Consider the following 20,999-nt stretch of genomic DNA (forward strand, 5'->3'; position numbering starts at 1 on the left):
ACAACAGGATGATTTTGAAAGGATTATGAAGAACTATACCTGAACCCTGATTATTAAGAAAGCAATTCACCAGGAATAATCCGTAATAAATAAAAACAGCACGCAAAAATAAGCCCTTAGGAATAAACCATCAGGGCATATATATTTATCACATTTTTTGGAGCATCAACCCGGCACGTAAACCACAGGCCACACTGGGATTCGGAAAGAGAACGTATTCAACATCATGGGTGACAATAAAACGTTCATCACCGTCCTGCGCCAGCAAAGTTCCCTCTTTAAAAGGGGTAAAGTTGAGCGTCTGGTTATCCATATGAAGAATGAAATCGTCGCTACGTCGCGTGATTTGCGATACCACGCGGTAACGCAGCGTAGATGTTTTTCCTGCAGGCATTCGCTCGCCTTGCAGCAGCTTCGCCAGCGCATCCGCCGTCTGCGCAAACTGGGACAGATCGTTTTGTCCAAACGGTAGCGCTTTACCCAGTTCCAGTGTACAGGCCAGCGCGCCAAAATGTTCAACGCTAAAATGGGTGAACGTACCGCCAGGCGTCTGATGGAACACCAGCGCCTCAAGTCCTGCATCTCCCAACCACCCCAGAAAATCTTCGTCCCAGGCAATATTTCGTTGTGGCAGCACGCCAAAACGCAGATGCTGTGAGCCGCGAATCGCGGTATGCAGATCCAGATGCCAGCGTACTGACTCTTGCGCGCGCGTATAAAAATCTTCCAGACACAGCTCAAGCTCATGGGCACGTTGCGTTTCATCACTCGCGGCGAGAACCTGCCAACGGCCGCCAAACATTCGGTTCAGGTCGCTATGGCAATACCGTTTTCCCGCCGCCAGCGCCAGTGGGTTGCCCAGAATCACCAGCAGCCGCCATGTCAGCGTCAACTCACCGCGAAACAGACTGGACAGCAATGAATCCAGGATCTCTACCGGGGCCGTTTCATTGCCGTGGATCCCCGCTGACAGCACCAGAGAATGTTCGACCGGTGCGTCCGGCGTCAGCTCCAGAATCCCGTAGCCAAGCCACTGCCATGAAAAACCGCGAGCGGTGCCCTTGGTTTGCTCGGGGGTTATCCCTGCAAGCGTTTGGGTCAGAAAATCATTCATGGTTCGACCTCTCCAGTTGGAAAGGATAAACCGAGCCGAGACTAAGCAATTGTGTCAATGTATCCAGAGCTTCACGTCCCTCGCGCAGCAGTTGCGGGTCAGCAAGGTCGGCGGCGGTAAGACGATCGCGATAGTATCGATCAACCCAGTTATTCAGCGTGTTAAACAGCGTATCGTTCATGAAAACCGCCGGATTCACGGCCTGCTGCTCCTGAGGGGTAAGCACCACTCTCAGGCGCAAACACGCCGGACCGCCGCCGTTGGACATGCTTTCACGCAGATCAAATACCCGCAGCTCATCGATCGGATTGTCTTCCTCAAGCAGACGGTTCAGATACCGCCACACGCCCGCATGCTCCCGACACTCTTGTGGCAGAACCAGCATCATCGAGCCATCATCACGACTCAATAACTGGCTGTTAAACAAATAGGTCGTCACCGCATCCTGCACCGACACTTCAGCAGCCGGGACTTCCAGCGGCGTAAAACCTGCCACCTGACTGTGCAACTGCGTCAACAATGCCTGCTGTCTGACAAACGCCTGCTGATGACAAAACAGCACCTGGCGATTCGACACCGCAATCACATCGTTATGAAACACGCCAAGATCGATGACATCCGGATTTTGCTGGGCAAAAATACACTGATGCGGGTTGACCTGATTCAGTCGCGCGACTGCCTCACTGGCCTCACGAGATTGCCTCGCCGGATAGCGCGTCGGCTGGGACGCATTCCCTTCTTCACGACCATAAATAAATAGCTGTACGCCGGGGCCGCCGTACTCCCCGCCAAGGCGGTTATGGTTGGCCGCACCTTCATCACCGAAAAGCGCCACCTGGGGTAATGCACCATGGACCGCAAAGCGATGCTCATCACGAAAGATAGCCCTTAACAACGCTTCAGTGGTTGGCGCTTCCAGCGAACGGTGGAACTTGTTATTCAGATTCGCCACCGTCAGATGCAGTTTCCCGTCCAGCGCATCTGTTGAAGGGCAGACCGTTGCCGCATTCGCCACCCACATCGGCGATGCGGAGCTGGCACTGGAAAGCCAGTGCGGTGCCTGACGCGCCACTTTCCCCAGCACCTGTTCGTCGCTGCCGCTAAATCCCAACTGCCGTAGCACCGGAATATAAGGCCGCTCATGGGGCGGGATCACCGCCTGGGGAAATCCCGCATCCGCCAGCGCTTTCATCTTTAGCAGACCCTGTTTCGCCGCCAGACGTGGGTTCGACACCTGAAAACGGTGTTTGGTTGAGGCCTCATTACCAAATGACAATCCAGCATAGTGGTGAGTAAGCCCCACCAAACCATCAAAATTTATCTCACGGGCTTTCATCGCTTATCCTCACGAGAAAAATCCAGGCCAGGGCTTAACGCTGTTGGCAGCGTTAAGGCTGGTGATTCCAGACTTGCCATCGGCCAGGCGCAATAATCTGCGGCATACCACGCGCTGGCACGATGGTTTCCGGAAGCACCTACACCACCAAACGGCGCTGTACTCGCCGCGCCAGTTAACGGTTTGTTCCAGTTGACGATCCCTGCCCGCACCTCCAGCAGTAGTTGATCAAACTGGCTGCGATCGGGTGAAACTAACCCACAAGACAGTCCAAAACGGGTGTTGTTCGCCATGCGAATCGCGTCATCAAAGCTGTCATAGCGCCAGACGCCAAGCAGAGGGCCAAAAACCTCTTCATCCGGTACGTTCGCCGCTCCGGTCAGTTCGATGATACCGGGAGCCAGCAGTGATGTTCCGCCTTTCACCAGACGTGGGGCTAACAGCGTACGTCCACCCAACGACTCCAGACGCTGCCAGGCATCATAAACGTGCTGCGCGGCCTGTTCGGAAATCAGCCCGCCAATAAATGGCTGCGGTTCTGCGTCCCAGTTACCGGGCATTAAACGCTGGCTGACTTCCACCAGACGTGCGAGGAACGCATCACCCTGCGCGCCTTTTTTAACTAACAGGCGACGAGCGCAGGTACAACGCTGTCCGGCGGTAACAAACGCAGATTGAATGGTCAGATGCACAGCAGCATCAATATCTTCCGGGTTCTCAATAATCAGCGGGTTGTTCCCTCCCATTTCGAGGGCGAGGATTTTTTCCGGCTGACCAGATAACTGTCGATGCAGGTGATAACCAGTATTGGCGCTGCCGGTAAACAGCAGACCATCGAGGTCTTCCAGCGCGCTCAGCGCCTGCCCCGTTTCACGCCCGCCCTGTACAAGGTTCAGCACGCCCGGCGGTAATCCCGCTTGCGCCCACAGCTTTGCCACGGCTTCACCGGTCCACGGCGTCAGCTCGCTGGGTTTGAAAATCAATGTATTGCCTGCCAGCAGTGCCGGAACAATATGTCCATTAGGTAAATGACCTGGGAAGTTATATGGGCCAAAAACTGCCAGCACGCCGTGTGGGCGATGGCGCAACGTTGCCGCGCCATCCGGTAATTCGCTATGCTGCTCTCCGGTGCGGGCATGGTAAGCTTTCACGGAGATAGCAATTTTATTGATCATCGCCGTCAGTTCCGTGGCGGCTTCCCAACGAGGTTTTCCGGTTTCCTGGGCGATAATCTGTGTTAGCCCGGCTTTATTGCTTTCCAGCAGAGCAGCAAATTTCTCCACAATCGCCTGACGCGCGGCAAAAGTCTGCCTTGCCCAGCCAGGAAAAGCCGTACGCGCTGCGTGGCACGCCTGCGCCACCTGAGTTGCATCGGCATCATTACCCTGCCACAGCACATCTCCACTGACAGGATTGGTTTTCACCCGACGCTCGCCGAGCCCTGTTACCCAGTCGCCGTTTATCCATAATGTCATGCTGTTTTCTCCTCTGCACAAAGACGCACAAAACGTACATGGTCGCCCGCGTGGCATTTCAGGGCATCCAGTTGTGCCGCCGTCAGCACCAGACGTTGAGTATTCGGGTCGGCACGAACCAGCATGACGCGAAAGTTTTGATAGTTTTCATTGGCAACCAGACAAGCCGGATAATCCCCCTGTGCAGGCTGCCCTTCAGCCACCTCAACCAGTCTGCTTTTACGAATCGCCCGCACCCGGTCAATATCGCATTCCAGGGTCGGCCCGCCGTCGAAAATATCGACATAGTTGCGATAGCGAAATCCCTCTTTCTCCAGCACCGCCCGCGCGGGTGCCGTTTGCGGATGTACCTGACCAATCACGCTTTGTGCTTCATCAGACAGGAAATCGGTATAAATAGGATGCTTGGGCATTAATTCAGCAATAAACGCTTTTTGCCCTGTTCCGCAGAGAAAATCCGCCCGGCTGAATTCCATTGAGAAAAAACGTTTGCCGAGGCTTTGCCAAAACGGAGAGTAGCCGTGCTCATCAATCACGCCGCGCATCTCGGCAACGACTTTCTCGTTAAACTTGTCACGAAAGGCGGCCATAAACATAAAGCGCGACTTCGACAACAAATAGCCGTTGCCTTCTTTTCGCCAGTCAGGGTCGAGAAACAGCGTACAGAGCTCGCTGCTACCCGTGTGATCGTTACTCAGGAACAACGTCGGTAGCGCGTTATACACGTTCAATTCTTTCGAGGCGTGCACCAGAGTACCGACCCGATAGTTGTACCAGGGATCGTTAAGCCCGACTGCCACCTCGATGGCGCAAATCCCCGCCACGGTTCCGCTGGTGCTGTCTTCCAGCACAAACACATATCCCTGCTCACTTTTGGGCAACTCACCGCGCCAGGTTTGTAGCGAACGTTCGATACGTGCCATTAGCGTCGCTTCATTCGCCGGTAGCGAGGTCAATCCGCCGCCGGTCTTACTGGCAAGCTGCATCAACGCGGTGATATCAGCACGTTCAATGGGACGAATCACCATCATGATGAACCTCCTGCTTTAATGCGTTCGCAGGCCAGCGCAAAGCGATCCAGGCCGGTAGCAACTTCTTCCTGGCTGACGTTTAACGCTGGCGCAAAACGCACCACATTCGCACCAGCAATCAGTACCATCACCCCGGCGACAGCCGCTTCTTGTGAGATAAGTTTCGCTTTCCCTGCATATTCCGCATTCAGCACGCAGCCGATCAGCAGTCCAAGTCCACGAATTTCACTAAACAGTTCAAAACGCTCGTTAATGGCGCTAATACGCTCCACAAACCAGTCATGTCGCTGTTTGACTCCGTTCAACACTTCCGGCGTGTTAACAATTTCCAGCAGTTTACCCGCCACCGCAGTGGCCAGTGGGTTTCCGCCGTACGTTGTACCGTGCGTACCTACCGTCATCACACTGGCGCAATGCTCTGTCGCCAGCAGTGCGCCAATAGGGAAACCGCCGCCCAGCGCCTTTGCGGTAGTCAGCAGGTCCGGCGTAACGCCGTAATGCATATAGGCATACAGCTCGCCAGTACGGCCAACCCCGGTCTGAACTTCATCAAAAATCAGCAGCGCATTATGGCGATCGCATAATTCACGCAGCCCCTGCAGAAACGCGTTTGTTGCCGGCACCACGCCGCCTTCGCCCTGCACAGGCTCGACGATGACCGCACAGGTGCTGTCATCAATCAGTTGGCTGGCAGAATCGAGATCGTTATACACGGCATGGCGGATATCCGGTGGCAGCGGCGCGAAATCCTGTGAATAAGCAGGCTGACCACCAGCACTGACGGTAAATAGCGTGCGACCGTGAAAAGCATTTTTAAACGCCACAATGCCGCTCTTCTGGCTACCAAAACGATCGTGAGCATATTTACGTGCCAGTTTTAACGCCGCTTCGTTGGCTTCTGCCCCTGAGTTACAGAAGAAAATGCGCTCGGCAAAGGTGGCGTCAATCAGCTTTTTCGCCAGACGCAATACCGGCTCGTTGGTGTAACCATTTCCCGTATGCCAGAATTTACTCGCCTGGTCGTTTAATGCCTCACGCAATGCTGGATGTGCGTGGCCCAGCGCATTAACCGCAATGCCTCCCGCGAAATCGATATACTCTTTACCCTGTTGATCCCACAGACGTGAACCTTCACCCCGTACCGGAATAAAAGGGGCCGGAGCGTATACGGGCATCATCCATTCATCAAAATTTTCACGCGTAATTGACAGAGACATAGCGACCTCAACGGTAAATAAAAGGTTATTTATATGTTAATAAATATAGTGTTTGCGGTGTAAATGTAGATTGCAGGGTTCGTGCCAGCCAGCGAAAAAAGTGCATAAACGGAGGTCCAGGACGGAATATCAACAAGTTACAACGTGACGATATTCACTATATGTGCATATAAAGTGAATATGTTTGCGCATCAGGCGACTAAACAGAGGAAAAAACGCAGTTTTATTCAGTCGCCAAATATAATTCTGGAATTGTGATCGTATACGAAATTTTTCGGAAATTATTGCCCCATTCCGACGCGCTTCGCGCCAAAACGGTGCAGTTTTTGCTCCATCGTTAACACCATTAGCAATCATTGTTGGAATCACGTGACAAGAAGCAGTCAGTCTGCAGAAATTCTGCTACCATCCTTGCACTATTCATCTTGCAAAGTGGCAGTGACTATGAAATTTGTCTCTTTTAATATCAACGGCCTGCGGGCCCGTCCCCATCAACTGGCAGCCATTGTCGAAAAACACCAACCGGATGTGATTGGCTTACAGGAGACAAAAGTCCACGACGATATGTTCCCTCTCGAAGAGGTGGCAAAACTCGGTTATAACGTCTTTTATCATGGCCAGAAAGGTCATTACGGCGTCGCGTTGTTAACAAAAGAAACACCAATTGCGGTGCGTCGTGGCTTCCCAGGCGATGGCGAAGAGGCGCAGCGTCGTATCATCATGGCGGAAATTCCGTCTCCTCTGGGCAGCATCACGGTGATCAACGGTTATTTCCCGCAGGGCGAAAGCCGTGACCATGAAACCAAATTCCCGGCCAAAGCCGCGTTTTATCAGAACCTGCAAAACTATCTTGAGACAGAGCTGAAGCGCGACAATCCGGTATTGATCATGGGCGATATGAATATTAGCCCAACCGATCTCGATATCGGCATTGGCGAAGAGAACCGTAAACGCTGGCTGCGTACCGGAAAATGCTCCTTCCTGCCGGAAGAGCGCGAGTGGATGGAGCGTCTGCTGGGCTGGGGTCTGGTGGATACCTACCGTCACGCCTATCCTGAAAAGAACGACCAGTTCTCGTGGTTTGATTACCGCTCAAAAGGCTTTGACGATAACCGTGGCCTGCGTATCGATCTGCTGCTGGCGAGCAACCCGCTGGCGGAGCGCTGCGAAGAAACCGGCATCGATTATGAAATTCGCAGCATGGAAAAGCCGTCCGATCATGCGCCGGTATGGGCTAAATTCCGCGTCTAATCTTTTGCGTTTTTGCACTCTCCGGGCCAGGCCTGGAGAGTGTGTTTATTTGGTGCAAAATCAATAAAGCAACGGTAATTCATTGTTGTAGTCGGAATTTTACTATATCTTCGCGCGCACTTTTCGCTGATGAAAATGCTGCATTGCACTCAGTTTTACAGGAGAACCCCCATGAAAAAGAAGCTCGCATAAAGCAGAATACCGGCTGCTGATTGTCGGGGCCCTGTTCTGCGTTCTGGCGGGAGTTTTCCATCATTACGGTCTGACCGACCTGATAACTAATTTCCATCATTTACAAGACGTCATCCGCCAGAGCGGCATGTTCGGCTATACGCTTTTTATCCTGCTGTTCATTCTCGCGGCGTTGTGTCTCATCCCAGGCAGCATCCTGGTGATCGTTGGCGGTGTGCTGTTTGGCCCCGTGACCGGGACGGTTATCTCATTAGTGGCGGCAACTGTGGCTTCATCGCTGTCTTTTTTGCTGGCGCGATGGCTGGGCCGGGAACTGCTGCAAAAATACGTTGGGCATACGGCAATGTTTCAGGCTATCGAAAAAGGCATTGCCCATAGCGGAGTTGACTTTCTTATCCTCACCCGCCTCGTGCCGCTGTTCCCTTATAACATTCAAAACTACGCCTATGGGCTGACGGCCATTCCGTTCTGGTCATTTACCGTGATATCTGCTGTAACCACCTTACCTGGCATCTTTATCTATACGCTGATGTCGCACGAACTGGCCAGCGAAGGAATTAGTTGGACATTTATCGGTGAGCTCAGCGTTGCGGGGCTGGCGCTTTTTGTCCTCGTACAGGCTGCCAAAGCCAGGGCTCGTTATAAGCATGTCGATCCATCAGTTCCTCACGAGTGCGCAGATAAATGATAAAACGACGCATCCATTTCTACCGGGCAGGAGTGATTATCCTGTTGCTGCTCGCGCTGATGGCGTGGGCGTGGATACCTGGTGTGAGCGATTTTCTCCGCGCCAGCCTGGCGGCATTTGCCACGCTCGATCAGCATGCCATTGAGAATTTCATTCGTTCTTACGGAACTCAGGCGGCGGTTGTTTCTTTCTTCCTGATGCTCTTACAGGCCATCGTAGCCCCCCTTCCGGCCTTTGTGATCACCTTTGCCAACGCCTCGCTGTTTGGCGCATTTTGGGGCGGCGTACTGTCCTGGTGCAGCGCGATGACCGGCGCGGCGCTGTGCTTTTTTATTGCTCGCGTTTTAGGCCGTGGCGCGGTGGAGAAACTGACCGGAAAAACGGTGTTGAACAACATGGACGCTTTTTTCGAGCGCTATGGCAAGCACACCATTCTTGTCTGTCGCCTGTTACCTTTTGTACCGTTCGATCCGGTAAGCTACGCAGCAGGCCTGACCTCGATTCGGTTTCGCCATTTTTTCATTGCCACCGGCATCGGCCAGTTACCCGCCACTATCGTCTATTCATGGGCGGGTAGCCTGTTAACCGGCGGTACATTTTGGTTTGTGACCGGACTGTTCATCCTGTTCGCCCTGAGCGTGATGATTTCAGTGGCGAGAAGCCTGTATCTTGAACATCAACGAAAAAAAACCTGAGAATTCCCCCATTTTTAGCAATGGAGATACTATGCGTTACTGCTTATTGTGCCTGAGTTTATTGCTCTGTCCGCTGGCGACGTTTGCCCATGATGCCGACTGGCAGCAAATCAAAAATGACGCCCGCGGTCAGACGGTGTGGTTCAATGCCTGGGGTGGCGACAACGCAGTTAACCAGTATCTCGACTGGGTTAGCGGCGAGATGAAAACACACTATGCCATAAACCTGAAAATCGTACGTCTCGCAGATGCCGCCGACGCGGTAAAACGCATTCAGACTGAAGCTGCATCCGGGCGAAAAACCGGGGGGTCTGTCGATTTACTGTGGGTAAACGGCGAAAATTTTCGTACGCTGAAAGAAGCCGGGCTGCTGCAAACCCAGTGGGCGCAAACGTTGCCTAACTGGCGCTATGTTGATACCCAAAAACCGGTGAGCGAAGATTTCTCCGTTCCAACCGAGGGGGCTGAATCCCCCTGGGGTGGCGCACAGCTAACCTTCATCGCGAGGCGCGATCTCACCGCGCAGCCACCGCAATCCCCACAGGCGCTGCTGGAATTTGCCCAGGCGCATCCTGGCACGGTGACCTATCCGCGTCCACCAGACTTTACCGGCACGGCGTTTCTGGAGCAGTTGTTAATTTCGCTCACCACGCAACCACAAGCGCTTAAAATCGTACCAGATACAGCCACATTCGCCGACGTTACCGCGCCATTGTGGCATTATCTTGATACACTGCACCCTGTACTGTGGCGTGAAGGTAAAGACTTTCCGCCCTCGCCTGCACGAATGGATGCGCTACTCAATTCTGGAACCCTGCGTTTATCATTGACCTTTAACCCTGCCCACGCGCAGCAAAAAGTAGCCAGCGGCGAATTGCCTAAAAGCAGCTACAGTTTTGGTTTCTCACAGGGCATGCTCGGCAACGTGCACTTTGTTGCCATTCCGGCGAATGCCCGCGCCAGTGCAGGAGCAAAAGTCGTGGCAAACTTCCTGCTTTCGCCCGAAGCACAACTGCGTAAAGCCGACTCAACTGTCTGGGGAGATCCTTCGGTGCTTGATCCACAAAAATTGCCCGTCGAACAACGTGATGCACTGCTGGCACGGATCCCGCAAGGACTTCCCGCCGTGCTGCCAGAACCGCATGCCGCCTGGGTAAACGCTCTGGAACAAGAATGGCTACGCCGCTACGGTACGCATTAATTTTGCTACTCTGGGCCATCATGGTGGCAGTTTATCTGCCGCTGGCGCCAGCGGTTTTCTCTCTGATAGTGCCAGCCCTTAGTCTGACCCATTGGCTGGCGCTCTTTGCCGACCCTCAACTTGCGCAGGCATTACTGGCGACGCTTGTTTCCACAGGACTCGCTGCCGGCGGCGCACTGATCATTGCACTACTGGCAATCCTCGCCTTATGGCCCGGCGCTGGCTGGGCGCGTCTGTGCTCGCGCCTTCCGTGGCTGCTGGCGATTCCGCACGTTGCCTTCGCCACCAGCGCGCTGTTGATTTTTGCTGAAGGCGGTAAAACCTGGCAATGGCTCCCGTTCCTCAGCCCACAGCCAGACCGTTACGGCATTGGACTTGGCGTGACGCTGGCGGTGAAAGAAAGCGCCTTTTTGTTATGGATCCTCTCAGCCCAACTGAGCGAAAAACACCTTTCGCAGCAGGTTATCGTTCTGGATTCGCTGGGCTACAGCCGACTGCAATGCCTGAACTGGCTAATCCTGCCTTCAATCGCCCCAGCCTCAGGTAAAGCGATGCTGGCGATTGTCGCCTGGTCACTCTCCGTTGTGGATGTGGCAATCGTTCTTGGCCCCGGAAATCCGCCAACGCTTGCCGTTTTGAGCTGGCAATGGCTCAGTCAGGGCGATGCCGGGCAGCAGGCGAAAGGCGCGCTCGCCAGCCTGTTGCTGGTGCTGTTGCTCCTCATCATCGCGCTGGCAGGGTATCTGTTGTGGCGCGTCTGGCGACGCACCATTCCCGCAGTAACCGGTGAACGCCTGCGTTTTCCATCCTGTACAACCGAACGTTCGTTAGTACAACTTTTACCCCTTAGCGGTATGGTATCCGCGCTGGTTCTGGCGCTGCTCGCCAGCTATTCATCGCTAAATAGCGAGGCGCTCAGCAATAGTCTGCAACTGGGACTTGTCTCCAGCCTGCTGGCGCTGCTAATACTTTTTGCCTGGCTGGAATGGGGGCCGCAAACCGGACACCGTTGGGTCTGGCTACCGCTGATTTTGCCCGCGCTACCGCTGGTAACCGGACAATATCTGCTGGCGTTATATGCCGGACAGGATGGACTGATAACGACCATTATCTGGGGCCACCTGCTGTGGGTGATGCCCTGGATGCTATTTGTGCTTAAACCGGCCTGGAAGCGCATTGACCCGCGATTGATTTTGATTGCGCAAACGCTGGGCTGGACACGGATCCGCATATTCTGGCAGGTAAAATGTCCCCTACTGGCTCGCCCGGCGCTGATTGCCTTCGCGGTAGGATTCTCTGTCAGTATCGCCCAGTATATGCCGACGCTGTGGTTAGGTGCCGGGCGCTTTCCCACGTTAACCACCGAAGCGGTCGCATTAAGCAGCGGCGGTAGCACTGCTATTCTGGCAACCCAGGCGCTATGGCAACTTCTGTTGCCACTCACCATTTTCGCCCTGGTCGCATTTCTCGCTGCATGGATTGGCCGCTTTCGACAAGGACTCCGCTAATGCTCATTGTGCAAAACGTTTCGTTGTACCAGGGTGCAACTGCGCTGCTGAAGAACGTTACCTTTCAGGTTGATAAAGGTGACATTGTCACGATCATGGGTTCTTCCGGCAGCGGAAAGTCTTCGTTATTTTCGTGGATGGTCGGGGCGTTGTCGCCGCAGTTTCAGGTATCAGGCGAGCTGTGGCTCAACGAACGACGCGTTGACGCGCTGCCTACGGCGCAGCGCCAGATTGGCATTCTGTTCCAGGATGCGTTGTTGTTTGACCATTTCAGCGTTGGGCAGAATTTACTGCTGGCTCTGCCCGCCAGTCTGCAAGGACCAGCCAGACGACACGCGGTGGAAAGCGCTCTCGCACGTGCGGACCTGGCCGGTTTTTATTCGCGCGATCCGGCGTCGCTCTCCGGCGGACAACGCTCGCGTGTCGCCCTGCTCCGCGCGCTACTGGCTCAGCCCCAGGCACTGTTACTTGATGAACCCTTTAGTCGGCTGGACGCGTCGCTGCGTGATACCTTTCGTCAGTGGGTCTTTACCGAGGTACGTAAGCAGGGTATTCCAGTGGTGCAGGTTACCCATGACGCGCAGGATGTCCCGCCAGCAGGTCGTGTATTACAGATGGAAAACTGGGCGTGAATGTGGCGATATGCTGCGTTAACGCAAGGTTTTTACTTAACCGGCGGCACAGAATGTCGTCCTCTTTTTTCAACGTCGGGCTATTCGATGAAACGTGTTTCTCAAATGACCGCGCTGGCACTTGCTTTAGGGCTCGCTTGCGCTTCCTCTCGGGCTGCTGAAACAGCACAGACGCTCACCCTCGACCAGTTACACCAAAAGCAAGGCGCGGCGATCGATACCCGTCAGAGCGCTTTTTACAACGGCTGGCCGCAGTCGCTTAATGGCCCTTCAGGACACGAACCTTCCGCTCTGAACCTGTCTGCTGCCTGGCTAGACAAGATGAATGATGAACAACTCAGCGCCTGGGTTAAGTCACATCAACTCAGCACCGATGCGCCGGTGGCGCTGTATGGCAGCGATAACGACATGCAGGCTGTCAAATCCCGCCTGCAAAAAGTTGGCTTTAACCATATCTCTACCCTCAGCGATGCGCTTACGGACCCTGCCCGCCTGCAACGTCTGCCGCACTTCGAACAGTTGGTGTACCCGCAGTGGCTTCACGACCTGCAGCAGGGTAAAAACGTAACCGCTAAACCAGCGGGTGACTGGAAAGTGATTGAGGCCGCCTGGGGCGCACCGAAGTTGTATCTGCTGAGCCATATCCCCGGTGCGGGCTACATTGATACCAACGAAGTCGAAAGCGAACCGCTGTGGAACAAAGTGTCAGACGACCAGCTCAAAGCGATGCTGGCGAAGCACGGCATCCGCCATGACACCACGGTGATTTTATACGGCCGTGATGTCTATGCCGCCGCGCGCGTGGCGCAAATTATGCTGTATGCAGGCGTAAAAGATGTTCGTCTGCTCGACGGCGGCTGGCAAACCTGGTCCGACGCAGGTTTACCGGTTGAACGCGGCACTGCGCCATCGGTGAAACCAGAACCTGATTTCGGCGTGACCATTCCCGCCCAGCCGCAGTTGATGCTGGATATGGAACAGGCTCGCGGCCTGCTGCATCGCCAGGATGCGTCTTTGGTGAGCATTCGTTCATGGCCGGAATTTGTCGGTACCACCAGCGGCTATAGCTACATTAAGCCAAAAGGTGAGATCGCAGGCGCACGTTGGGGCCACGCGGGCAGTGATTCCACCCACATGGAAGATTTCCATAACCCGGATGGCACCATGCGCAGTGCGGATGACATCGCCGCCATGTGGAAGCAATGGAATATCCTGCCACAGCAGCAGGTCTCGTTCTATTGCGGTACCGGCTGGCGTGCTTCGGAAACATTTATGTACGCCCGCGCGATGGGTTGGAAAAACGTCTCAGTCTACGACGGCGGCTGGTATGAGTGGAGCAGCAATCCCAAAAATCCGGTTGCCAGCGGTGAACGGGATCCTGAAACCAGCAAGTAAGGCTGTCATTATTGCCGGATAAGCGCATCCGGCAACGCAATACGCTACGCCTGACGCTGGACCGCTTTCAGTGTCAGGTATCCGCTCCAGATCCGGGTAAACGTCGTCATCCAGCACAGTGCGCCAAAGACCCACGCCATCATGGCAAAATATTCCGGGAACAGACACCCCAACACAAACAGCATAATCGTCTCGGTACCTTCGGTCAGCCCCCCCAAATAATAAAACGATTTATGCGCGTACCCCGGGTTATCAATTTGATGTTTCGCCGCCAGCGCGGCAAAGGCCAGAAAGCTGCTGCCGGTTCCCATAAAGGCGAACAGTAGCCAGCCACCAGCCAGCGAGTTAGCCGCCGGATCGGCGAGCATAAAACCGAATGGTACCAGGGCGTAAAACAGAAAATCGAGCGAGATATCAAGAAATCCTCCCGCGTCGGTTAGCCCTCTGCGCCGCGCCAGCGCCCCATCCAGCCCATCAAAAAGCCGATTAAGCACAATCGCCGCCAACGCTGCCAGATACCAGCCTAACGCCAGAAATGGCAAGGCCAACACGCCAATAGCAAAACCGACCAGCGTAAGCCCGTCCGGCGTAATCGCAGGCTTATCAATAATGCCCACGCAGCGATGCAAAAGCGGTTTTAATCGCGGATGAAGATGACGATCAAGCATGCGGGCGTCCTTTAAGGCTGTCGCACAGCCCCTGGGAAGGGATCTCGAGAGCGGCATTAAAACGCGCCGAGAGATTTTGAAACGCAATCAACGCGGTCATTTCAGTAATGGCGTCCTCGGTAAAATGCTGCTTCATCTGCGCTTTAAGCGCAGCGTCAACCTGTGGAGGCGTAGCGGTGACCGCATCAGCATAGGCCAGCGCTACGCGCTCTTCTGTGTTAAATAGCGTCGATTCTTGCCAGTTGGCAACCTGTAAGACTTTATCCAGCGCGCCACAGCGTTCAGCCAACCGTAAACTGTTGGCATCAACGCAGAAAGCGCAGTGGCACACCTGAGAAACGCGGGTCATCAACAGCGCGCGCATCACCGGCGTTAAACGTGCTTTTTTACGCTCCAGAAATCCGACAAACAGCGCCACCAGCCAGAACAGAAACGGCATCCGCCCCCACCAGCGAGTAGGATGCAATACATCGCCATAATGCTTTTTCTGCGTAGCAACGAGCGGTTTTAAACTGGAAGGGATACGCGTTAACGGTTTTACCCACGACTGAGGATCATTCAACGGTTGCTCCTGAATACTTTAGATAAAACAAAGATAACGATAGTATGTCATTTTCTGTCATTAGATCTTGATGAATATAATGAAAACCCTCGACGTGGTCGCCGCTATTATTGAACGTGATGGCAAAATTTTACTGGCTCAACGTCCGCAGCATACGGATCAGTCAGGGATGTGGGAGTTTGCGGGCGGCAAGGTTGAATCGGGCGAAAATCAACCCGAGGCGCTGATCCGTGAATTGCGTGAAGAGTTGGGCATTGAGGCGGTCGTGGGTCGCTACATTGCCAGCCATCAACGCGAAGTTTCGGGCCGACTGATTCACTTACATGCCTGGCATGTACCGTCATATAAGGGGGAACTGAAAGCGTATGAACATCAGGATATCGTCTGGTGTTCACCCGAAGAGGCGCTGCGTTATCCGCTGGCGCCTGCTGATATCCCACTACTGGAAGCGTTTATTCTTTTACGCGACGCCAGACCAGCGGATTCGTGCTGATCGTTTTTTCATCGCGTTGGCACTGAAGCAAAACGCCGTCCGCTTTAATCACTGCCCCTTCTGAGTAGTTTTGATCCTGATAAATACAGCACTGACTACAGGGTTGCGCCCGCTGACCGCTGGAGCTAAACACTTCCGGCGGTACATTCACCTGCACGTCCGGGCGATAAAGCTGATTTGCCAGCGTCGCGCTGGACACCAGGGCCAACACGCCTGCCACGATTAAACGGCGCATATTCTTTCCTTTTTAACTGACAATTATGCTCAGTATAACGGTATAAATCGGCAGAAACTTTAGCCTCTTCGATCATCGCTTTTAGTTATGACCCACGACGCAATATTAATTTACTTAGCGGGGTTAATTTTTTCTTGCGTCGCGTCACAGTGCTGATGGTATAGTCAAAAACTGCACAACACTTAACACAAAAATCAAAAATATAACCATATCAATACATAAGAGGTTCTTATATCTATGGATCAGACATGTTCTCTGGAGTCATTCCTTAACCATGTGCAAAAGCGCGACCCGAATCAGACCGAGTTCGCGCAAGCCGTTCGTGAGGTGATGACCACGCTGTGGCCTTTCCTTGAACAAAACCCGCGTTATCGCCAGATGTCATTGCTGGAACGTCTGGTTGAACCGGAGCGCGTAATCCAGTTCCGTGTAGTCTGGCTGGACGACCGCAATCAGGTGCAGGTCAACCGCGCATGGCGCGTGCAGTTTAGTTCTGCCATTGGCCCATACAAAGGCGGTATGCGTTTCCACCCTTCCGTGAACCTGTCGATCCTGAAATTCCTTGGCTTCGAGCAGACGTTTAAGAATGCCCTCACCACGCTACCAATGGGCGGAGGTAAAGGCGGGAGCGATTTCGATCCAAAAGGGAAAAGTGAAGGCGAAATCATGCGTTTCTGCCAGGCGCTGATGACCGAACTGTTCCGCCATTTAGGTCCCGATACAGATGTTCCGGCGGGCGATATCGGTGTGGGCGGCCGTGAAGTCGGCTTTATGGCCGGGATGATGAAAAAACTCTCCAACAACAGCGCCTGCGTCTTTACCGGTAAAGGTCTCTCTTTCGGCGGCAGTCTGATCCGCCCGGAAGCGACCGGCTACGGTCTGGTGTATTTCACCGAAGCGATGCTCAAACGCCATGGTCTGGGCTTTGAAGGTATGCGCGTAGCGGTTTCTGGCTCCGGTAACGTAGCGCAATTCGCCATTGAGAAAGCCATGGAGTTTGGCGCGCGGGTGGTTACCGCTTCCGATTCCAGCGGTACTGTGGTCGATGAAAGCGGATTTACCAAAGAAAAACTGGCGCGGCTGTGCGCAATCAAAGACAGCCGCGACGGTCGCGTAGCAGATTATGCCCGTGAGTTTGGCCTGACCTACCTGGAAGGCAAACAACCGTGGTCAGTTCCGGTCGACATCGCCCTACCGTGTGCCACGCAGAACGAACTCGATGTGGAAGCCGCGCAAATGCTTATCGCCAACGGCGTCAAGGCCGTGGCTGAAGGCGCGAACATGCCGACCACCATCGAAGCCACCGACCAGTTCCTCGAAGCGGGCGTACTGTTTGCGCCGGGTAAAGCCGCCAATGCCGGTGGCGTCGCCACATCCGGTCTGGAAATGGCGCAGAACGCCGCACGTCTGGGCTGGAAAGCGGAGAAAGTGGATGCGCGCCTGCACCACATCATGCTGGATATTCACCATGCCTGCGTTGAGTACGGCGGCGAAAGCAAGCAAACCAACTACGTACGTGGCGCCAACATCGCGGGCTTCGTGAAAGTTGCCGACGCGATGCTGGGCCAGGGAGTGATCTAATTCATTCCGTACGCCGGATGCGGCACACGTGCCTTATCCGACCTGGAAACTACACGCCCGCCTCTTCAGATGGCGGGCTTTTTTTCGCCGGGCGTTTACGCGGCGCACTCTTTTTCTTATCGCCACCACCACCGTCCGGTGCAGCAATTCCACGAAAGCGTCGTACCGGTGTGCTGCGCGCCTGATCGATAAGCTGATACAGCGTTCCCACCAACGGTTGCATAAAGTCCTGATAACGACACTGCTTTTCACTGATTTGGGTCAGGATAGATTCCCAGTGCGCGGTCATATCCGGACGCGTCGCCATTTCAGGTAGTGAGTGAAATAGCGCTTTTCCGGCATCGGTGGAATGGATATAACGCCCTTTCTTCACCAGAAAACCACGTTTAAACAGCAGCTCGATAATCCCGGCGCGTGTGGCTTCCGTTCCCAGGCCATCCGTTGCACGCAGGATCTTTTTCAGATCTTTGTCTTGCACAAAGCGCGCAATCCCGGTCATTGCTGACAGTAGCGTGGCATCGGTAAAGTGTCGTGGCGGTTGAGTCTGGCGTTCAACCACTTCGCCTTTTTCACACAGCAACTCGTCGTCTTTTGCCACCACCGGCAACGGCGTCCCGTCGTTATCTTCGTCGCGCTCTTTGTTGCCAAGCAGCGTGCGCCATCCGGCTTCCGCCAGAAAACGTGCTTTGGCGACAAACTTGCCTTTGGCGATATCCAGCTCAATAACGCACTTCCTGAATACCGCATCCGCGCAAAATTGCATCAGATACTGACGGGCAATCAGGTTGTAGATTTTCGCTTCGTTGTCATTCAGGTTGATGGACGAAGTGCGTGCGGTAGGAATGATGGCGTGGTGCGCATCCACTTTTTTATCGTCCCAACAGCGGTTTCGCGTATCTGGATTGACCGCCGGTTGTGGGAGCAGATCCGGCGCATGAACGCTAATCGCGTTCAACACCGCGTGACGTCCGGCAAAGTGTTCTTCCGGCAGATAGCGGCTATCCGAACGCGGATAGGTAATCAGCTTATGGGTTTCATACAGCTTCTGACAGATATCCAGAACGTTTTGGGCGCTTAAGCCAAAGCGTTTCGCCGCTTCAATCTGCAATGCCGACAGCGAGAACGGCAGCGGCGCAGATTCTGATTCCCGTTTATCGTTATAGCTGGTGACTATCGCTGGCTGACCGTTAATGCGGTTTACCACGTGTTCAGCCAGCGTGCGATTCAGCAAGCGCCCTTCTTCATCCTGATACGGCTCACACGCTTCGCTCGGCTGCCAGATAGCGGTAAACCGCTCATCAGCAGGCGTCACGATATGCGCCTTTACCTCAAAGAAGTCTTTGGCGACAAAGTTTTCAATCTCTTCATCGCGACGCACCACCAGGCCGAGCACTGGCGTCTGTACGCGTCCGACCGAAAGTACGCCCTGATAACCCGCATTACGCCCAAGAATGGTGTAAGCGCGTGTCATATTGATGCCGTACAGCCAGTCGGCACGCGCACGCGCCAGCGCCGAGACGCACAGCGGAATAAACTCACTGTTGGCGCGCAGACGCTCAATAGCCCGCTCCACAGCCTGCGGGTTAAGGTCGTTAATCAGGCAACGTTGCACCTGCTGGCGCTTTTCAGGCGCCAGTTGCAGGTAATCCAGCACTTCATCCACCAGCAGTTGCCCCTCACGATCGGGGTCACCTGCGTGAATGACTTCACTGGCCTCATGCAATAAACGCTTAATGACGTTAAGTTGCTTGGTCACTGAGGGACGCGGCTGCAGTTGCCACTTTTCCGGGACAATCGGCAGATCGACCAGACTCCAGCGAGCATAGCGACTGTCGTAGGCGTCTGGCTGCGCCTGCTCAAGCAGGTGACCGATGCACCAGGTCACCACTTGTCCGTTTCCGCATTCAATAAAGCCGTCACCTTTGCGATGTGGCTTTGGCAACACATCGGCGATAGCGCGCGCCAGACTCGGTTTTTCGGCAATAAACAACCGCATCGAGTTAACGGATCTCAACCATGGCGCGACCGCCACGAGCTTCCACTAACTCACCAATCGCGGTGAGGTCGATGCCAAACTGCGCCGCTGCCGCTTTAACTTCAGCCTCAGCTTCCGGCGTTACCGCCAGTAGCAAACCGCCGGAGGTTTGCGGATCGCAGAGCAGATCGCGTACCGACTGCGGCATTTCACCCATCAGGTGGCCGTAGCTGGCAAAGTTACGCTGGGTGCCACCCGGCACTGCGCCCAGTGCAATGTACTCTTCAACACCGGGAAGCTTAGGAATATCCTGGTAGACGATCTGCGCCTGAATGCCGGCCCCCTGACACATCTCACTCAGATGTCCCAGCAGACCAAAACCAGTAACGTCGGTCATGGCTTTCACGCCGTCTATGTCGGCGAATGCCGCACCAGCAATGTTCATCTGGCACATCACTTCCGTCGCCAGTCCTTTGTGTTCGTCCTTCAGCAGTGATTTTTTTTCTGCGGTAGTCAGGACGCCAATCCCCAGCGGCTTGGTCAGGAACAGTTTGCATCCTGCCTCGGCGGTGCTGTTTTTCTTCACACGTTCGGTCGGGACAATACCGGTTACCGCCAGACCAAAGATAGGCTCAGGGGCATCAATAGAGTGACCGCCCGCCAGCGCGATACCCGCCTGACGGCAGGCAAAGCGCCCACCTTCGGTGACTTCGCGGGCGATTTCCGGCGCCAGCTTATCAAGCGGCCAGCCAAGAATAGCAATTGCCATAATCGGTTTGCCGCCCATGGCGAAAATATCGCTGATGGCGTTAGTGGCGGCAATACGCCCAAAATCAAACGGATTATCGACAATCGGCATAAAAAAATCGGTGGTACTGATTACGCTGGTGCCGTTCCCCAGATCGTATACCGCCGCGTCATCGCGTGTTTCATTACCCACCAGTAAGTTCGGATCAACAAACTTCGCCTGCTCACTGTGCAGGATGGTTTCCAGTACTTTGGGGGAAATTTTACAACCGCAACCGGCTCCGTGGCTGTATTGCGTTAAACGAATAGCTTGCTCGCTCATGGACATCTCCTGTCAGTGCAATCCGGATATGGTAGCGCTCATTCCATGATGTGGTAAGAGTGACTGTCTGAATTCGGGTCTCTTTGCTCATAATCCAGACAGTTTTGCCGTTGTTATCAGAAATAACGGACGAATGCGCTCGGATCGGCCAGGTTAATCGTCGTGGAGGCTTTGAGCTGCGGTGTGCCCAGATAGAGGAAACCGACGATTTTATCCTGTGGACGACAGTCGAATGCTTCGCGAACAACCGCACTTTCGGTTAATGCACCGCTGCGCCAGATACCGCCAAAGCCTTGGGCAACTGCCGCCATCTGCATGGCCATTACTGCACAACCGGCAGACATTTCCTGTTCCCACAGCGGAACCTTGTCGTTTTCTTCACATTTCGCCACCACGGTAATAATCAGCGGCGCGCGAAACGGTGCGCTGCGCGCTTTTTCCTGAGCTTTTTCATCGCTACCTGCGGCAATCGCGCCTTTCTCAAGTACGGCGCTAAAGCGTTCACGCCCTTCTCCCTCAATGACATAGAATTGCCACGGTTGCAGCGTTTTGTGGTCCGGAGCGCGCATTCCCGCCCGCAGAATATTTTGCAGTTGCTCTCCTGTCGGGGCTGGCTCGACGAGACGAGAAGCGCTACGACGGGTGATAAGTAATTCGAGTGCATCCATTTGCTTAACTCCA

Annotated in this window: 20 protein-coding genes; 9 read left to right on the forward strand and 11 right to left on the reverse strand. The window is 54.3% G+C overall.

Features of this window, described 5'->3' with window-relative positions:
• Positions 1 to 148 precede the first annotated feature (148 nt).
• The 5 genes from astE to NMD08_RS15135 are packed head-to-tail and all read right to left on the reverse strand — an operon-like array spanning position 149 to position 6,173.
• A complete protein-coding gene (gene astE, locus NMD08_RS15115) occupies positions 149 to 1,114 on the reverse strand; it encodes a succinylglutamate desuccinylase (protein WP_370618459.1) in 966 nt (321 codons plus the stop codon).
• A complete protein-coding gene (gene astB, locus NMD08_RS15120) occupies positions 1,107 to 2,450 on the reverse strand; it encodes an N-succinylarginine dihydrolase (protein ID WP_286545040.1) in 1,344 nt (447 codons plus the stop codon). The genes astE and astB overlap by 8 nt, the downstream gene beginning before the upstream one ends.
• Entirely contained in the window at positions 2,447 to 3,925 is a 1,479-nt protein-coding gene (astD, locus tag NMD08_RS15125; protein ID WP_370618461.1) for a succinylglutamate-semialdehyde dehydrogenase, read from the reverse strand. Before astD ends, astB begins: the two co-directional genes overlap by 4 nt.
• Positions 3,922 to 4,956 carry an arginine N-succinyltransferase gene (astA, locus tag NMD08_RS15130; protein ID WP_187252554.1) on the reverse strand — a complete coding sequence of 345 codons (1,035 nt, stop codon included), beginning with the start codon at positions 4,954 to 4,956 and terminating at the stop codon, positions 3,922 to 3,924. The genes astD and astA overlap by 4 nt, the downstream gene beginning before the upstream one ends.
• Positions 4,953 to 6,173 carry an aspartate aminotransferase family protein gene (locus NMD08_RS15135; RefSeq protein ID WP_151219000.1) on the reverse strand — a complete coding sequence of 407 codons (1,221 nt, stop codon included), beginning with the start codon at positions 6,171 to 6,173 and terminating at the stop codon, positions 4,953 to 4,955. The genes astA and NMD08_RS15135 overlap by 4 nt, the downstream gene beginning before the upstream one ends.
• A 444-nt stretch (positions 6,174 to 6,617) precedes the next feature.
• Here NMD08_RS15135 and xthA point away from each other — a divergent pair, with 444 nt between their 5' ends.
• From xthA to NMD08_RS15170, 7 genes are all read left to right on the forward strand, one after another.
• Complete coding sequence (gene xthA / locus NMD08_RS15140; protein ID WP_043016615.1) at positions 6,618 to 7,424, forward strand: exodeoxyribonuclease III; 807 nt, start codon at positions 6,618 to 6,620, stop codon at positions 7,422 to 7,424.
• A gap of 223 nt (positions 7,425 to 7,647) precedes the next feature.
• Positions 7,648 to 8,304 (forward strand): TVP38/TMEM64 family protein, encoded by a 657-nt coding sequence (locus NMD08_RS15145; protein ID WP_370620214.1) that lies wholly within the window; start codon positions 7,648 to 7,650, stop codon positions 8,302 to 8,304.
• A complete protein-coding gene (locus NMD08_RS15150) occupies positions 8,301 to 8,999 on the forward strand; it encodes a TVP38/TMEM64 family protein (RefSeq protein WP_187259550.1) in 699 nt (232 codons plus the stop codon). The genes NMD08_RS15145 and NMD08_RS15150 overlap by 4 nt, the downstream gene beginning before the upstream one ends.
• 31 nt (positions 9,000 to 9,030) lie before the next feature.
• Positions 9,031 to 10,200 (forward strand): ABC transporter substrate-binding protein, encoded by a 1,170-nt coding sequence (locus NMD08_RS15155; RefSeq protein ID WP_370618463.1) that lies wholly within the window; start codon positions 9,031 to 9,033, stop codon positions 10,198 to 10,200.
• Positions 10,173 to 11,708, forward strand: a complete 1,536-nt coding sequence (locus NMD08_RS15160; protein WP_370618465.1) for a thiamine ABC transporter permease — start codon at positions 10,173 to 10,175, stop codon at positions 11,706 to 11,708. The genes NMD08_RS15155 and NMD08_RS15160 overlap by 28 nt, the downstream gene beginning before the upstream one ends.
• Positions 11,708 to 12,340: an ATP-binding cassette domain-containing protein gene (locus tag NMD08_RS15165; RefSeq protein ID WP_370618467.1), complete on the forward strand. Its 633-nt coding sequence runs from the start codon at positions 11,708 to 11,710 to the stop codon at positions 12,338 to 12,340. Before NMD08_RS15160 ends, NMD08_RS15165 begins: the two co-directional genes overlap by 1 nt.
• An 87-nt stretch (positions 12,341 to 12,427) precedes the next feature.
• Positions 12,428 to 13,735, forward strand: a complete 1,308-nt coding sequence (locus tag NMD08_RS15170) for a sulfurtransferase (protein ID WP_278237891.1) — start codon at positions 12,428 to 12,430, stop codon at positions 13,733 to 13,735.
• A gap of 44 nt (positions 13,736 to 13,779) precedes the next feature.
• On the opposite strand, the gene NMD08_RS15175 is transcribed toward NMD08_RS15170, so the two are convergent.
• The gene (locus NMD08_RS15175; RefSeq protein WP_187252557.1) at positions 13,780 to 14,403 is read right to left on the reverse strand and encodes a CDP-alcohol phosphatidyltransferase family protein; all 624 of its coding nucleotides are present in this window, start codon (positions 14,401 to 14,403) and stop codon (positions 13,780 to 13,782) included.
• Positions 14,396 to 14,965 carry a carboxymuconolactone decarboxylase family protein gene (locus NMD08_RS15180; RefSeq protein WP_187259554.1) on the reverse strand — a complete coding sequence of 190 codons (570 nt, stop codon included), beginning with the start codon at positions 14,963 to 14,965 and terminating at the stop codon, positions 14,396 to 14,398. Before NMD08_RS15180 ends, NMD08_RS15175 begins: the two co-directional genes overlap by 8 nt.
• A gap of 79 nt (positions 14,966 to 15,044) precedes the next feature.
• Here NMD08_RS15180 and NMD08_RS15185 point away from each other — a divergent pair, with 79 nt between their 5' ends.
• Positions 15,045 to 15,458 (forward strand): pyrimidine (deoxy)nucleoside triphosphate diphosphatase, encoded by a 414-nt coding sequence (locus tag NMD08_RS15185; RefSeq protein ID WP_370618470.1) that lies wholly within the window; start codon positions 15,045 to 15,047, stop codon positions 15,456 to 15,458.
• On the opposite strand, the gene NMD08_RS15190 is transcribed toward NMD08_RS15185, so the two are convergent.
• Complete coding sequence (locus tag NMD08_RS15190) at positions 15,418 to 15,693, reverse strand: YnjH family protein (RefSeq protein WP_151218992.1); 276 nt, start codon at positions 15,691 to 15,693, stop codon at positions 15,418 to 15,420. The two genes, NMD08_RS15185 and NMD08_RS15190, sit on opposite strands and share 41 nt — an antisense overlap.
• Before the next feature lie 237 nt (positions 15,694 to 15,930).
• On the opposite strand from NMD08_RS15190, the gene gdhA reads away from it, so the two are divergent.
• Positions 15,931 to 17,274, forward strand: a complete 1,344-nt coding sequence (gdhA, locus tag NMD08_RS15195; protein WP_151218991.1) for an NADP-specific glutamate dehydrogenase — start codon at positions 15,931 to 15,933, stop codon at positions 17,272 to 17,274.
• Between the two features lie 49 nt (positions 17,275 to 17,323).
• Here the strand turns inward: gdhA and NMD08_RS15200 are convergent, their stop codons facing one another.
• The 3 genes from NMD08_RS15200 to NMD08_RS15210 all read right to left on the reverse strand — a co-directional run bounded on the left by NMD08_RS15200 (position 17,324) and on the right by NMD08_RS15210 (position 20,986).
• A complete protein-coding gene (locus NMD08_RS15200; RefSeq protein WP_286545343.1) occupies positions 17,324 to 19,270 on the reverse strand; it encodes a DNA topoisomerase III in 1,947 nt (648 codons plus the stop codon).
• A 4-nt stretch (positions 19,271 to 19,274) separates the two neighbouring features.
• Positions 19,275 to 20,318, reverse strand: a complete 1,044-nt coding sequence (selD, locus tag NMD08_RS15205; RefSeq protein WP_187252559.1) for a selenide, water dikinase SelD — start codon at positions 20,316 to 20,318, stop codon at positions 19,275 to 19,277.
• 116 nt (positions 20,319 to 20,434) lie between these two features.
• Positions 20,435 to 20,986: an NAD(P)H nitroreductase gene (locus tag NMD08_RS15210; RefSeq protein WP_151218990.1), complete on the reverse strand. Its 552-nt coding sequence runs from the start codon at positions 20,984 to 20,986 to the stop codon at positions 20,435 to 20,437.
• Positions 20,987 to 20,999 lie beyond the last annotated feature (13 nt).

It is taken from the genome of Citrobacter meridianamericanus, assembly GCF_041320245.1.
Lineage (GTDB): Bacteria > Pseudomonadota > Gammaproteobacteria > Enterobacterales > Enterobacteriaceae > Citrobacter > Citrobacter meridianamericanus.